This window comes from Mycoplasmopsis edwardii, assembly GCF_900476105.1.
In the GTDB taxonomy this organism is placed as follows: domain Bacteria; phylum Bacillota_I; class Bacilli_A; order Mycoplasmatales; family Metamycoplasmataceae; genus Mycoplasmopsis; species Mycoplasmopsis edwardii.
In genome coordinates this window covers 85,937-100,956 of record NZ_LS991951.1, presented here as the reverse complement: position 1 = coordinate 100,956, position 15,020 = coordinate 85,937, and the positions used below count along the sequence as shown (strand labels likewise).

Genomic DNA, 15,020 nt, shown 5'->3' with positions numbered 1-15,020 from the left:
TTTAAAGAAAGGTGAGTGTTATGTATAAAAAAATCAAACTTCTTGCAATTGCAGTTTCGGCTAGTTTACCCATGTTAATTTCATTATCATGTAATGATACTAAGACTGAAACACAACAACCAAGTAACATTTCAAAAGATAATAGTGAAGACACTAAAACTACAGACAATTCTACAGAGAAGGATACACAAAGTGGTTCATCAACATCAGAGCCTAGCAAAGATGGTTCAAAACCAAGTGAACACCCAAAAGTGGAAACTCCTGCTTCTGAACAATCTGAAAACTCAAAAGATGATAAAGGTTCAAATAACCAAGAAAATCCATCAACTGACGCAAATAAACCAGACAGTTCAAATGCATCAAATGCAGACGTTACCAAAGAAGGAGAAACATCTAATCCTCCTGTTGCTTCAGAGCCTGATAGCAGCAGAAATAGTTCATCAGATAATCCTCAAGATCCAAACAATGAATTTAGATTAGAAGCAATAAGTCTTTCACAAGGTAAAACAGATTACAACTGAGATGATTTTGCATGAAAAGTATTTTCATCACGTCCTCATGATTTTCAAAGTAATACTATTTATTATATTTTCACAGCTAATAGGAAAATACTTGGAAAAGAAAAACAAATGAATGATAGACTTAAAGCTGCAAATCAAGCAACTAGAACAGTTGTTAAAAAATACCCAAACCACATGGTAAATTTAATTTGAAATTCAGATGCAGTTGATAATAACTTTTCAAATTTTGAGTCTATTTTTAACAATGAAAACACTACAACAATGAGAAAAATGTTAGAAGAAATTTACTACATGATTAGACTTGTAGTTAGTGGAAATAATTTTTATAGCACTTTTACAGATAAGGAATTTTTTGCAAATGAGCATCAAAAACTTGCAAAATATATCGCAGATAACTATAATTTAGTTAAAAGTAGACAAAAAAATCTTGAAAATGAATTGCAAGTTGTTCCACTTGCAGACGGTGTGCAAAAAATCATTATCAAAAAAGAATATGTCGGTAGATTATTAAAGAAAATTTTTGAAGATAAAAATTACATTCCTTACTACTATGAATTGATTTTAATTTACTACTATATTTTTGATTTTGTTAAAACACAGGCAAATTAAAAAAATTACAGCCACAAAAATGGTTGTAATTTTTATTTATTAATCTTGATCAATAAGTTTTTTAGCTTCTTCTAATTCAACACTAAAGAAGTTTGTAACACCACGTTTTTGCATTGTGGCACCAAATAAAGCATCAACCCTTGTCATTGTTCCTGTTCTATGTGTAATAACTAAGAATTGTGTTTGGTGTTTAAGTTCTTGTAAGTATTCTGCATATCTAACAACGTTGGCTTCATCAAGTGCAGCTTCAACCTCGTCTAAGATACATAATGGTAATGGTCTAGCCCTTAAGATCGCGAATAATAATGAGATAGCGATAAGTGATTTTTCACCACCTGAGAATAATTTTAAGTTTTTAACTGTTTTACCTGGAGGTTGAGCGTAAATACTAATTCCTGTTTCTAAAATGTTTTTAGGATCTACAAATTCAACTTTTGCAGTACCACCACCAAACATTGATGAGAATACTTTGTGCATTTCTTGATTAACATCGTTAACAATGTTTGTTAATCTTGTAACAATTTTCTTGTCCATTTCATCAATAGCAGCTAAACAAATATTTTTAGCTTCAATAACTTCATCACGGTTTTGAATATCGTTTTGGTATCTTTCATTTACTTCTTCATATTCTGCGATTGATTCTAAGTTGACGCTTCCTAATTCAGAAATAGCAATTCTTAACTCTCTAACATTTTCAGCGGCAGCGTCAGGAGACATTGTTAATTGATAATTTTCTTTAGCATTCTCTAAAGTTAACCCATAGTATGTGTTCAATCTTTCTTTATCAACTTCTAATTGCGATTTTGCTTTAATGTTATCTTCAGATTTTTTAGTAAATGAAGAAAGCAAGTTGTTTAAAAGATTTGATTGATCTGCTAATCTTTTTGAAAGAACTTCTCTATCAGCAGCAACAGCTTCTTTTTGTTCAATGTTTGTTAATAAATTGAAATCAAGTAAAGCAAGATCTTTCTTTTGTTTTGCAATTTCTGCTTCTGCAGAAGTTAAGTTTTCTAAATCACCATCAAGTTGTTTTCCATCTAAAATTGATTTATTAACGTGTAAATCTGTTTTGTGTTTTTCAATATCATTTTCAAGTTCTTTGATTTTTTGATTTAAAAGTCTTACTTGAACACTTGTTTGAGATAACTCTCTGGTTTTTGTTTTAATTAATTCTGTAGATTCAAGGGCTTGTGCATTTAATTTTTCAATCATTGCGTGTAACCCTGGAATAAGTTCTTCGTTTTCTTTAATTTTTTGTTCGATACCAAGAATATTTTCTGAAGCTTCTTGAGTACCTCCAACCATAACACCACCAACTCTAATGATGTCACCTTCAAGTGTAACAACCATGTATTTTTTCTCGATGATTGTAGCAATTTCATTGGCTGCTTTAATATCAGTAACAACAATAACGTTACCTAATAAGAATTGGCTTAATACTCTATATTCTTCTGCAACTGTAACTAGCTCTGAAGCAACACCAATGAAACCTGGATTATTTCTTGTTACTAATAAATAATCATCACGAACGAATTTGGCATTAATAGATGAAAGAGGAATAAATGTAGCTCTACCACCATCGTTTGCTTTTAAGAAGTTAATTGCTTTAACAGCTGTATCTGAGTGATCCACAACAATGTGTTGCGCAGCATTTTTAAGAATTGTTTCTAATGCTGGAAGATATTCGTTTGGTGCAGTAATTAAATCTGCGACAATACCTTTGAATCCTCTAAAACTTGCTTTGTTATCAAGGATTGTTTTAGTTCCTTTGAATAAGTTTGTTTTGTTTTGTTTTGTTTGTTTTAAAAGATTTAAGTTTGCTTTAATAGTTCTTTCTTCTTCTTTATATTTATTTACAGAAATATTAAGCTCGTTAACTTTTTTCTCTAATTCTTCAATTTCATTTGATAATGAAGTTTCTTTTGAGTAAAGTTCATCAAATGATTGTTTGTGAGTTGTTAATTCGAACTCAAGACTATTTACAGCACTTATAACAGCTTGTAATCTTGATTTCTCATCAAGAGTCCCTTTACCTTCAAGCATAACATCTCTACGTGCTTTAGCTTGAGCAATGTTTTCTTCTAAAGCTTTAATACGTAATTCAAGAACATTTTTACCAGCAGAAATTTCTTGAATTAATTTGTTAATACCTTTAAGACTTTCTGATTTTTCTTGAAGTTGCTCATTAATTGTGTCAATGTCTTTTCTGTATGCTTCTTCTGTTTCTTTAACACCAGCAAGCTCTTCTGATAATTTATCATGAATAGCAGCATTTTTTTCGATGTTGTATGCTAAATATCCAATTTCAACATTTTTAAGATCATCGCTAATTTGTTTGTATTTGTAAGCTTTCTCAGCTTGCTTTTTAAGAATTTCAAGCCTCTTTTCAACTTCACTAATTTTTGTATCAACAATTTTTAAAGTTTGTTCAGCTGATTCAAGTTTTCTTTGAGCTTCAAGTTTTCTTGTTCTATATTTTGAAATTCCAGCTGCTTCTTCAAAAATTAATCTTCTATCTTCGTCAGAAGATTGTGCAATGTCAGAAACTGTACCTTGAGAAATAATGGCAAGTGAACTCTTACCAATCCCTGTTTCCATTGCGATTGTTTTAATATCTTTATATCTAGCTTTTTCACCATTAATAAAGTAATCGTTAATTCCTTTACCACGTTCTAAAGCACGAGTAATCACAACATAATCAGAATCAATTGAACATAATCTGTCTTTGTTTTCAAATGTTAAAGAAACTTGAGCTTTGTTCATTGGCTGCACTGTTTTTGAACCAGCAAAGATAACATCTTCCATGTTATCACCACGTAATTCTTTAGAACTTTGTTCCCCTAAAACTCATCTAATGGCATCATTAATGTTACTTTTACCTGAACCATTTGGCCCAACGATTCCAGCAACTCCACCATCAAAACGTAGAACAACAGGATCAGCAAAAGACTTAAATCCGTGAGCTTCTAATTTAATTAATTTCATTTTAACCCCTATTTTAATTTATTTAATGCATCTTTTGCAGCATTAATTTCAGCTTCTTTTTTAGAAAGACCTGTACCAATACCGTAAACTTTCTTGTCATGCATTGCTTTTGCTTCGAAAGTTTTGTTTTCTCTTTCTTCGACATAATAAGAAATATTTTCTCTACTAAAACTTTGGAAATGTTCTTGCAATTCTGTTTTTGGATCCTTATGATCAGAGATCGCTAAGCTTTCATTTCTTTTAATTTGAGAAAGTAAATGTTTGTCTACAAAGTTTTTAGCTTCAATAAAACCTTGGTCAACAAATATTGCTCCAACCATTGCTTCAAAAACATCTGCTTGAACTTTAGTTGAATTTAAAACTTCATTTTTCATTTGACCTGGCCCTGTTCTGATCAATTTTAAAATACCAAGTTTTTTGCTTATTGCTGAAAGTGTATCTGTTTGAACAAGTGATGCACGATATCTTGTTAATTCCCCTTGTGAACTTTCGCGATTGTTTTGAAAAATGTGAGCTGAAACGATAAAGTCTAAAACTGAATCACCTAAAAATTCTAGCTTTTCATAGTTGACTTTTCTCATATCTTTTTTATTGTGTTTGAAAGATTTGTGAGTTGTAGCTTGATAAAAAACTTCAATGTTTTTTGCTTCTATTTTTTCCTGTTTTAAGAAGTTCAAAATGTTTTGAGTATAGCTATTAGACATTTTTTCACCCATTGAGTTTTTCTGCAAGTTTCTTATCAATTGCATGATACATTTGTTCAATTGAACTGTAAACAGCTTTTGCATCACTTGAACCATGTATTTTTAATGCTAAGTTTTGAACACCAAGCACTCATGCAGCACCTACATTACGATAATCTAGTTTTTTCATAACATCTTTAAATGCAGGTTTCATTAATCATGCACCAATTTTAGTTCTAAGACTCTTGAATGCAGATTCCTTGATAGCATCTTTGAATGTGAATATAGCACCTTCATAGCTTTTAAGAATTAAGTTACCACCATACCCATCTATTAAAGCAATATCATATTCACCTTTTAAAAGATTTCTCGGCTCTGAGAAACCTATGTAGTTTAATGAATGATCATTCTTTATTAATTCTGCTGCTTCTTTTATAAAATCAAAACCTTTGTAATCTTCGGTTCCGATATTTAATAAAGTTACTTTTGGAAAATTTTCATTAAACATTGTTTTGTAAAATGCAGTTCCTAATTTTGCTCATTCATATAAATTATCTGATTTTACTTCTAAGTTAGCTCCAACATCCATGAATAAAGTTTTTCTTTTATTCAATCCTGTTGCAATTGGCATAAAGACTGGACGAGAAATACCTTCGATTCTTCCTGACTTGAATGTTAACGAAGCCATGTAGCTCCCGCTATCACCACCAGAAATAACTCCATCATAATTTCCTTCTTTTAAATCCATGATTGCTTGATTCATCGAAGTATTTTCTCTTAATGATTGTCTAATATTTCTTGGGTCAGATAATTTGGTTGTGTTTTCTATAAAATTGATATTTTGAATTTCAGTGTGTTTGTTAATATTTGAAGTATCACCAATTAAAGTAATTTCTAAATCACTAATTTTTTTGAGAATGGTAACTGCAGCATCATAAACTACTTGAGCTCCATTATCAAGACCATTAGTGTCGATTATGATTTTCTTCATATTATTCAACCCCTATTAAGTAATGATAGTTTGGTTGATTCCCTTCAATGATATCTACTTCGATATCATAGTTGGCATCAATGAAGTTCGCAAGTTCTTCAGCTTCACTTAAGTTACCTTCATCACCATAGTAAATTGAGATGATTTCACTTGAACCTTTAATCATTTTCTTAACAAGTTTTCTTAAGGCTTGATTTGCTGTTTTTGAAGAAGCAATTATTTTTCCATTTAGAATTGATAAATAATCACCATTGTTAATTTCAACACCGTTAAGTTTAGTTTGTCTAATTGCTCTAGTAACTTCACCAGTTTGAACTTCACTAATTGAATCAGTCATCATTTCTAAGTTATCTTCAGCGTCTGCTTCTGGGCTAAAGTTAAGCACAGCTGTTAAACCTTGAATTTGTGTTTTGGTTGGAATAACAATAATGTTCTTGTCATCAACTACTTGTGCAGCTTGTTGAGCAACCAAAATAACATTTGAACTGTTTGGTAAAACAAAGATGTTGTCAGCATTAGTTGCTTGAATTGCATTAATGATATCTTGAGCAGAAGGGTTTTGAGTTTCACCTGATTCAATTACATAACTTGCACCAAGTTCTTTCATTTTCTCAATAATTCCACTTCCTAAGTTACATGAGATAATTGCACATTTAACTCTATCTTGATCTTTTTTAGCTTCATTAAACTTTTCGTTATTTGCTTTTGAGTTATTTGCTTGTAAAGTCATGTTCTCAGATTTAATCTTAATAAACTCTCCATATTGTTGAGCAATATTTAAGAATTCACCTGGTTTTAATGTATGACCATGAACTTTTAAGATATTATCATCACTAACAACAACAAGTGAGTTAGCTTTCTTTTCAACTTTCTTAACAAAAGCTTCTCTATCAAATTTTTCTGGTTCGTTAAGATCAATTAAAACCTCTGTACAATATCCAAATTCACCTTCATAAACTTCTGTATCACTCAAGAACACAGAAACATCTTCAGCAACATCAGAAATTTCAACTGGTCTATCATTTAAGTATTCGTTAATTCCTCAGAAGATTTTGTATAGCCCTTCACCACCTGAGTCAGTTACACCAACTTCTCTAAGAGTTTTTAATTTGTTTGGAGTTTCGTCACAACTTCTTCTACAAAATTCTAATAAGTCACCTCAAACTTCTTTGATGGTTACTTTATCCTCATCCACTCCTTTATATTTTTTAACAATGTTTTCTGTTGTTTCTCTAATAACTGTTAAGATTGTTCCCTCAACTGGTTTGAAAACAGATTTGTAAGATCTGTCAACTGCAGATTGTAAAGCCACAAGAAACTCTTGTAAGTCTAAATCCATTTTTTCTTCACACCCTAAAGCAAACCCTTTAAAAATTTGACTTAGGATAACACCAGAGTTTCCTCTAGCTTCATAAATCATGCTTGTCGAAATTGTTTTAGTAACTTCTGCAATATCAGTATCTTTTGTTACTAATTGCATTTTAGGAACAATCGAAATAGCTGTTGATGACATGTTTGTTCCTGTATCACCATCAGGTACAGGAAAGACATTAAGTGCATCAATACGGTCTTTGGAATTTTTAAGTGCGTTTGCACCAGAGACCATTGCTTTAGCAAATGTCAGACCATCTAAAAATACTTTTCTAGCCATTAACAACTCCTTTCAAAATAATTGTTAAATTTTTTAACTTAATTTTTTTTCTTCTAAATTCGTAAAATAACTTTTTGTATAACTCGGTATTTAAATCTTTAACTCTGATTTCTTCTAAAACCGAAATGGCGATTTGAAAGTTTCATCCTTCTGGAGTCTCATTCGCAATAACCATATCTTCAAGAGACATATCAGTCGAATCTTCTGAAATAGTTAGAATAGAGTCAACATATGATAGTCCATGTAGTTTTTTAATACCTGGTGTTGATGTAATAATCTTAATAAAAATTTTTTTGATTTCTTCAATATTCATAATTACCTCGTTTACTTAATTTAAGAAAAAAATTAAATATTCTAATATTCTCATTTTTAGTGAAAATATAATAATTTATATTATAAAATATAATTACATTTTTAAAAGAAATAAAATAACAGCTAAATCGGGGTAAAATGTCTAGCAAAATAACTAAAGCATTAGTGTTAAAAGTCACATTAAGACATGATAATAATCACATTGTGAGACTCTTTAATCACAATGGTGTTTTTGACTTAGTTGCTAACGGCTTACACAAGCCTTTATCAAAAAATAGAGCTAATTTACACCCAGGTTCAATAGTTGAAATTGAGTATTTTGGAGCAAGGTTAAAAGGCTCAATTGGACGCTTAAAAACAGCTAATATGTTGCAAATTTTTGACATGACAAATTACTCAAATAGTTCATATTTTAACTCTCTTGAGAAGCTGTTTTCAAACATCAAAGAAAGCAACCACTTATTCGAATTATATTTAAGAACTTTTGAATACTTAAGTAAAGATAATAATAAAAAATTACTTACTTTTTTTTATGCACAAAGTATGTTTTATTTTGGTATTAATCCTAGTTATGATGGTTGCAGAATTTGCAAAAGCAGGAATAACTTAATTAGTTTTGATCTATATAAAGGCGGGTTTTTGTGTAATAAACACTTTATAGAAGTTGAAAATAATAGCGTTGAATACCTAAGTGCTGTGTGAGCCTCTTTTAACAGCTTTAAAAGATATCTAACTGTTGTAAGTTACAACATGGACTATAATCTAAAAAAACATTATAAAAACGTGATCAGAGAAGCAGGTTTTTATATTTAATAAGAGAACTCACTTACTAATAAGTTTTTTTGAAAAAATCACTCGGAAGTGTCCGAATGATTTTTTGCAGTCTATTGCTTTTGGTTTTTCAATTAAAATTTTATTTTTAATTGAAAAATCTTTCATATTCTTCTTTGCTTTTAAAGAAGGGAAATAAATTGTTCAAAGAAATAATCGAAGTAGGTGGTAATTCTTTTACACTATCCAGATAATTATTCAAAATTTTTTGTATTGATTCTATAACTCCTTTACTAAAAACTAAATCAGGGATCATAAAATAAACTACTGGTAGTTGTGAGTTATTTTTATCAAATAATTTTGATGTATCTAAACTCATTGAAAACTCTTTTTGAGAATTAGGTTCTTCTTTTATTCCTTTAAAGTAGCTTTCAAATTCCTTGGCAGGTATTATTTTTTTATTTTCGTTAATGGCAATTGTTCTTAAAATATATTTATTATTAACTACAGTTTCATCTGATTGAATATAATATTTTTTATTACTATCTAAGTTTCTTTTTACTTTAAAATTTATATATGTTGTTGGTAAACCTGATGAGTTTAAATCATTATATAAATAAGGGTCCTTAACTGATACTTTAACTCCTTCTTCATATGATTTATTAGTTATTGCTTTAATATCATCTGCATTAATTTCTTCTTTCTTCATAACAATTCTAAGATCATCAAGAAAGCCTTCTGGTCAAGGAGCTTCCATTTTATCTATAAAAGAAGCATAAGGCGGAAACAAATCTCTTGGCAATCCGTCATTATAAAATGGGTGTGGTCTTGTTTCATGCATTTGATAAATGTTATAATCATTAAAAGTATCAAAAATATCTTTATATTTCCTTTCAAAAATATTATCACTATAAAATTTTAATCGGTAGTTACTAAAGTTAAAAATGATGTTTTTGTGATTTAAATTATAAAAAGAATTTCTTAATTCAACTAAATCCTCTTTTTGTCTGTTTAAAACATTTTGAAAAAGACTATCAAAATTTAATTTACTTTTTATTACTTTGTCATTGTTTAGTTTTGATTCATCCACAAAATTTAAGTAATCAATATTATTCGGTTCATTATCTATCATTACTGACTTAATATGCATTAAATAACTTAAATTTAAAGAAGCTGACTTATCTAATTTTTCAATTGTTAATGATTTTAGAAAATTTTCAATTATTCCCTTGTATTCATTATTATATTTTTTGTCTTTGATAATTTTTAATATAACTCATGATTGGTCGTTTGTTAATAGTTTTAATTTTTCTTTATTATCAAAATTATTCTTGTGATAAATATTTAATAAATCATATCAACGTTTATCGACAAAAAAATTTTTTTCACTAAAATCATAGTCAGTTACATCGTTTTCATTAATAACTTTTTTATCTTGTTCGGTATTTGGGTTACCGGCAGTACATCCAACAGTTAAGAAAAATGGTAAAACCAATAGTGATCAAAATCTTTTTTTCATGTTATTTATCCTTTATTGTTTTTATCAACAATTTAATTATATCTTTTTTTAAAGAAAAAAATTAGTTTTTAGGAAATGTTTCCATGTGTATAACGAAATATATTATCAAGAAAATAAAAGGTAACTGGTTACTAATTGAATTGGTTATTAATATTATTTAAAAACATACATTTTGTCTAAATAATGACTAATATATATTTAAAACTAATTTAGTATCATTATTTTATGATATTTCATATGTTACAAACTTTGTTTATGATCAATTATATCTGATAAATAAATATGGTTTTGATTAATATCTTTTGGTGTTGGTATATAAGTTACATCAGTTGCGCAAATTATATTATTTTTTGAATTATAATCTCTTTGAACCAAATCCGCAAACTTAACATTAATATTTTTATGTTCTTTTTGTTTTTTTCTACGTACAAAAGTGAATAGATTTAATCTTTTCATGTAGTTACCAAGGGTTATTGAGTTCACTTCAATGTTATAAGTTAAAAATAAATATTTGGATAATCTTCTTCTGCCATATCTCATTTTGTTATCCACAAAACTTTGACGAATAACTTCTTCGTGTTTAATAAGTTTTTGTTTCTCGACTTTTTTAACTTTTAATTTTCGTAATATGTTGATCTTGCTATTAATAAAATCTTTGCTTTATTGGTTGATTTACCAGTTTTAGATTGAATATTCATTTTAAACTTATACATTTTTATTTTTTCAACATTCTTTTTTAATGATTCTTTATTCCAATAATTTTGTCTAATAGAAAAAGAAATTTGTTCGAATTCAAATTTACCGATCTTTAGATTTTTGAAATCATCATATGCGTTAAAGATTTTTACTCATTTTTCTGTTTTTAAATGTCTTATAAATATTCTTTTTTAAATATGTGAAAAAATCACTCGGAAGTCTCCGAATGATTTTTTCCCAGTCACATAAAGTGATATCTTATTTATTTCTTTTGAAGTTTTTAAGATTTTTAATCATATCTGTTTCTTCGCATAAACTATGTCTTTTTACACTTCGATAAGCATTGAATTTGTTTTCTGAAATAAGTTTGTCATTGTGCATTATTTCGAGGTAATAATCAATTATTCCATCATTAAAAAAGTATTCATTTGTACTATAAAGTTCAACAATGTTTTTAACTTCATTTAAGATCTTGCTCTTAATTTGTGGTGAATAACCATAAGCAAGTGAATTTTCATTGAACTCTTCTTTATCAACAATTTGAAGTTCTTTTGTTGGGTAACTTTTAAGATCTAAATCATAGTCTATGAACTTAATTGTGTTTTCTTCAAAAATTGGATATGAAGCTAGATTTGTATAATATGACTTACCAACACCGGCTTTAAACATTACGATTGTGTTATAAAATGATTTTTTAGGAATAAATCATAAAGCATCATCTTTATAAGATCACCCTTTACGACTCTTTAATGTTTCAGTTACTCTTGTTCCTTTTAATGATAAAACTATATGTCTTTTGTTGTGAAAAATGATTTTAGCATTTGATCATTGTCTATAAAGAAAACCATCATGTTTGTACGCTTGAATATTAACCATTTTTCCAACTTTTATCGCGCTAAAATCTCATTCCATTATTTAATTCCTTTAAGTATTGTTTTACCATCAATCTTTTCAACATAGTATTTTTTAAAGTCTCTATCAGAGTAATTTGTAGATCTTGAGGTTGAAACAGCTCTTTGTTTTGGAAGTGAAATTTCTCTATCAAGCAATTCATCTTCAGAAGCTTTTCCATCATTATTTAAATCATTTCATAAGTAAACAGACATTCCATCTTCATCAACATTAATTCAATCTCGAGTTATGTAACTTAAATAATTATCTGCATAACCTGCATCTTTAGGGTAAAGTCTATTATCAATTTGTTTTTTACGATCTTCGCTAACTGTGATTTTGTTATTTTCTTCTTTAAATAAAGTTGCCCCTTCATCATAGTTTTTGTGACCAAAGAAGCTAAATGAAGCTGAATAATCAAATGGGGATTGTTTATAAATTCCGTTTTTATTTTTAACAGCAATACCTGTAACAACTTCGTCTGTTTTAACAAAACCAGTAAACTTAATATTAGTTACTTTTGTTTTATCAATTGCAACATTTTTAGCTGATTCTGAAGCAAAAGCATTTTGATAATAGATTTGACTGATGGTTTTTCCATAACCCATTGTTTCAAGAAACATTTTGTAAAATTCAACAGATCTTAATCTGGTTTTATCGCTTGGTAAAGCTGCTAAATAATTTGGATATCCTTGAACTTTATATCTGAATGCACTAATATCAAAAACAGAATTTGGAAAGACTGTTGCATTAAATTTGTCTTCATCATCATACTCATTTTTACCAATTCCGTTTTGGAATCAATATTGTCTTCTTAATGAGTCAAAATTATTTAAGTATGTTTTAGATCAGTCTTCAGCATTTCCTGATGGTGAGAAAACTTTAACTTCTTTACCGTTTGAATCCTTTGAAAAGTATCTAATTCCGAATCAATTTAATGTAGGTTTTTTTGTTGCAACATTATTATATGATTCATTTTCATCCCTAATTGAGAAGTATGATTCAAAAGCATATTTTGAATATTCTCTAGGCACCAATTCAGTTAATGAGAATGTATATTTTAATTTAGATTTAGTTACTGAGAATGTTCCACTTGGTGAAAAATGCATTGATAAATTAGCTGGCGGGTTATTTTTTAAATGATCGGGGACTTCTAATTCATTTGAAATTCTTCAAATATCATTTAAAGAAAGTCTTGTATATAAAAAGTTTGGTAGATCATTAAGGTCGACACCTAATTTTTGCAAGGCTGAAAATTTTAAGCTTGCTTTTTTATCAACATCAAAGTTTAAAAGTTTGTAAAACTTAGAGGCAAAATAAGCATTTCAAAACTGTGTAACACCATGATTGTGATCAACATTATCCGCAGTTGTAGTTGGATCATAATAAATTAATGTTGTTTTTCTTTCTTCAATATTATCGCCGTTTGCAACATCAACTTTAGCATCATTAACTAAAGCTGACTCAGCATAAATAGTTGCTCAATGGTGCATGTATTCATGGAAAATTGTTGGCATCATTCCACCAATAATTTCATAAATAGAAAAGTTCTTTTCAGCATATGTAGATCCATTAATATACATTTTCTTACTTAATGGGATATATAATCCATTTGCTTTATCATTAATAACTTCAAAATCATTAATATTGACTGAGTTAAAATCATAAATCTCACTACCAAATGGAATTTTTCTTTTAAACTCTTGAGCAAGAATTACTAAACCACGTTTTCCAAGTAAGTATCTTCTTTTTCCTTGTTCATCAACATGGTAACTAAAATCTCTAAAAATAACATTTGTATGTTTATCTTTGTACTCTAAATAGTATTGACTTTTTGAAGTATTTTTTCTTTTGTATTCTTTAATTTCTGAATAATCATTAATTGATGTAGCATTATAACTTTTTAAAGTTGCTTCTTTATCTTTTTCACTAATACCTGATGTAATATAAACTTCTTTATCTGTTATTGGTAAAAGTTCTTTGAATGTTGAAATTTCATCAACATTAGGATAATTTGGTTTTACCTCATATGTGTTGTGAGTTGTTTCCTCTTCGTCACCAATAACATTTTCAATAATTCTTTCTAGAAAGCTGCATGATGTTAAAAATGAAGCTCCTGAAGCGAAAGCTAAGATTAATGGTAATTTAAAAAACTTTTTTAAATTCATTTTCCCCTCCCTCGAATTACATTTAAATTTTACTATAAAATTTTTAAAGTTAATGCCTTATAAAAGGCATGAAAAAAAGCAGAAAGAATTCTGCGATTTTTTAATTATAAGCTGTCAACAAGTTTTTTGAATTCAGCTGCACGTGTTTTAGCGTATTCTTCTGGGTTAATTCCAGCTAATGGAGGTAATTTTGTACCATTAACTTCGATGAAGTTAATTGATTTAGCACCAACAAATTTGAATACTTGTTCTAATCATTGAACTTGTAATGATTTTGTACCTTCTGCTTGAGGTCCACCTTGTGTTGTAACAAAAATAACGTTTAAGTTGTTTAATAATCCAACAGGGTTTCCATCTTTTGATAATCTGTATGAGAATGTTTTGTCTGGAACTGCGATTCCATCAAAGAAGTTTTTAACAACTGTTGGAACTGTAAAGTTAATCATTGATGATGAAAGAACTAATAAATCTGTTTCTTTTAATTTATTAATTCATTTGTCGCTTTCAACTTGTCCATAGAAAGCTGGGAATGTGTTTTTGCATAATGAAACTTGACCAAATTCTGTGTCGTTTAAGTTGATTCTTTCTGGTTTACCTAATAATGAGTGAAATTCATTCATTAAAGCTGATGAGAATGATGCGTTATTGCTAAAAACTGCACCATCTAAAAATAATACTTTTTTCATATTGAAGCCTTTCTTGTTTAAAAAATTATTTATAAAAAAATTATATATTATATTTCAATTAAAAATAGTTATTTTTTGGAAAAAGTTAGAAAAGTGCATAAAAATAACATTTTTTTGTAATTTTTAGTATTTTGTGCCTTTTTGTTCTGTTTTATTTTGTCTTAAAGGTGGAAAAAATATGAAAAATTAACATAAGTTAGTCAAGTTTTTGTTCTTTTTTAAGATATTTTTATCGTAAGTTTATATAATAAATATGTATTACGGAGGTAGTTATGTACAAATACAAAGCTAAATTATTATCAAGCAGCGAAATTATCGCTAAAGCTAATTCATTAGAAGAATTAGAAGGATTAATAAAAGGATTCCGTCGTGGTCAAAAACACGGTGTTCACACAAAAGCAAACGAGAAAATTGAAATTATTCACGTCGAGAGAGATCATTTAAAAGGTGAACACTTTTCAAAAGAAGTACTTATTAAAGTAGTCTAAATTATTTAAAAAACAAAAGAAAAGATTTTGTTAAAAAATCTTTTTTTTA

General features: G+C 28.4%; 13 protein-coding genes. 3 read left to right on the top strand and 10 right to left on the bottom strand.

The window, feature by feature from the left end; all coding sequences use genetic code 4:
- The first annotated feature begins 20 nt into the window (after window positions 1–20).
- Window positions 21–1,130: a hypothetical protein gene (locus D2846_RS00480; protein ID WP_117274977.1), complete on the top strand. Its 1,110-nt coding sequence runs from the start codon at window positions 21–23 to the stop codon at window positions 1,128–1,130.
- A 39-nt stretch (window positions 1,131–1,169) separates the two neighbouring features.
- Here D2846_RS00480 and D2846_RS00475 read toward each other — a convergent pair whose 3' ends face one another.
- Genes D2846_RS00475 through D2846_RS00455 form a run of 5 tightly spaced genes read right to left on the bottom strand, consistent with a single transcriptional unit; the run spans window position 1,170 to window position 7,753 of the window.
- Window positions 1,170–4,115 carry an AAA family ATPase gene (locus tag D2846_RS00475; protein WP_117274976.1) on the bottom strand — a complete coding sequence of 982 codons (2,946 nt, stop codon included), beginning with the start codon at window positions 4,113–4,115 and terminating at the stop codon, window positions 1,170–1,172.
- Window positions 4,116–4,123: 8 nt separating this feature from the next.
- Entirely contained in the window at window positions 4,124–4,819 is a 696-nt protein-coding gene (rnc, locus tag D2846_RS00470) for a ribonuclease III (RefSeq protein WP_117275880.1), read from the bottom strand.
- Window positions 4,812–5,789 (bottom strand): phosphate acyltransferase PlsX, encoded by a 978-nt coding sequence (plsX, locus tag D2846_RS00465; protein WP_117274975.1) that lies wholly within the window; start codon window positions 5,787–5,789, stop codon window positions 4,812–4,814. Before plsX ends, rnc begins: the two co-directional genes overlap by 8 nt.
- A 1-nt stretch (window position 5,790) precedes the next feature.
- Window positions 5,791–7,440 carry a DAK2 domain-containing protein gene (locus D2846_RS00460; RefSeq protein ID WP_117274974.1) on the bottom strand — a complete coding sequence of 550 codons (1,650 nt, stop codon included), beginning with the start codon at window positions 7,438–7,440 and terminating at the stop codon, window positions 5,791–5,793.
- Complete coding sequence (locus tag D2846_RS00455; protein WP_117274973.1) at window positions 7,433–7,753, bottom strand: hypothetical protein; 321 nt, start codon at window positions 7,751–7,753, stop codon at window positions 7,433–7,435. The genes D2846_RS00460 and D2846_RS00455 overlap by 8 nt, the downstream gene beginning before the upstream one ends.
- Before the next feature lie 137 nt (window positions 7,754–7,890).
- Between D2846_RS00455 and recO the strand changes: the two genes are divergently transcribed.
- On the top strand, window positions 7,891–8,565 hold the full coding sequence (recO, locus tag D2846_RS00450) for a DNA repair protein RecO (protein ID WP_117274972.1): 675 nt from the start codon (window positions 7,891–7,893) through the stop codon (window positions 8,563–8,565).
- A gap of 106 nt (window positions 8,566–8,671) precedes the next feature.
- Here the strand turns inward: recO and D2846_RS00445 are convergent, their stop codons facing one another.
- The 5 genes from D2846_RS00445 to D2846_RS00420 all read right to left on the bottom strand — a co-directional run bounded on the left by D2846_RS00445 (window position 8,672) and on the right by D2846_RS00420 (window position 14,483).
- Window positions 8,672–10,042 (bottom strand): hypothetical protein, encoded by a 1,371-nt coding sequence (locus D2846_RS00445; protein WP_223211519.1) that lies wholly within the window; start codon window positions 10,040–10,042, stop codon window positions 8,672–8,674.
- Window positions 10,043–10,282: 240 nt separating this feature from the next.
- Complete coding sequence (locus D2846_RS03575) at window positions 10,283–10,582, bottom strand: hypothetical protein (RefSeq protein ID WP_235657965.1); 300 nt, start codon at window positions 10,580–10,582, stop codon at window positions 10,283–10,285.
- A 414-nt stretch (window positions 10,583–10,996) separates the two neighbouring features.
- Entirely contained in the window at window positions 10,997–11,650 is a 654-nt protein-coding gene (locus D2846_RS00430) for a DUF402 domain-containing protein (protein ID WP_117274971.1), read from the bottom strand.
- Window positions 11,650–13,797, bottom strand: coding sequence for an MYPU_1760 family metalloprotease (locus D2846_RS00425; RefSeq protein ID WP_117274970.1), 2,148 nt, complete (start codon window positions 13,795–13,797; stop codon window positions 11,650–11,652). Before D2846_RS00425 ends, D2846_RS00430 begins: the two co-directional genes overlap by 1 nt.
- 104 nt (window positions 13,798–13,901) lie before the next feature.
- Window positions 13,902–14,483: an FMN-dependent NADH-azoreductase gene (locus tag D2846_RS00420; protein WP_117274969.1), complete on the bottom strand. Its 582-nt coding sequence runs from the start codon at window positions 14,481–14,483 to the stop codon at window positions 13,902–13,904.
- A gap of 272 nt (window positions 14,484–14,755) precedes the next feature.
- Here D2846_RS00420 and D2846_RS00415 point away from each other — a divergent pair, with 272 nt between their 5' ends.
- Window positions 14,756–14,971: an MAG6790 family protein gene (locus tag D2846_RS00415; RefSeq protein ID WP_117274968.1), complete on the top strand. Its 216-nt coding sequence runs from the start codon at window positions 14,756–14,758 to the stop codon at window positions 14,969–14,971.
- Window positions 14,972–15,020: the final 49 nt, after the last annotated feature.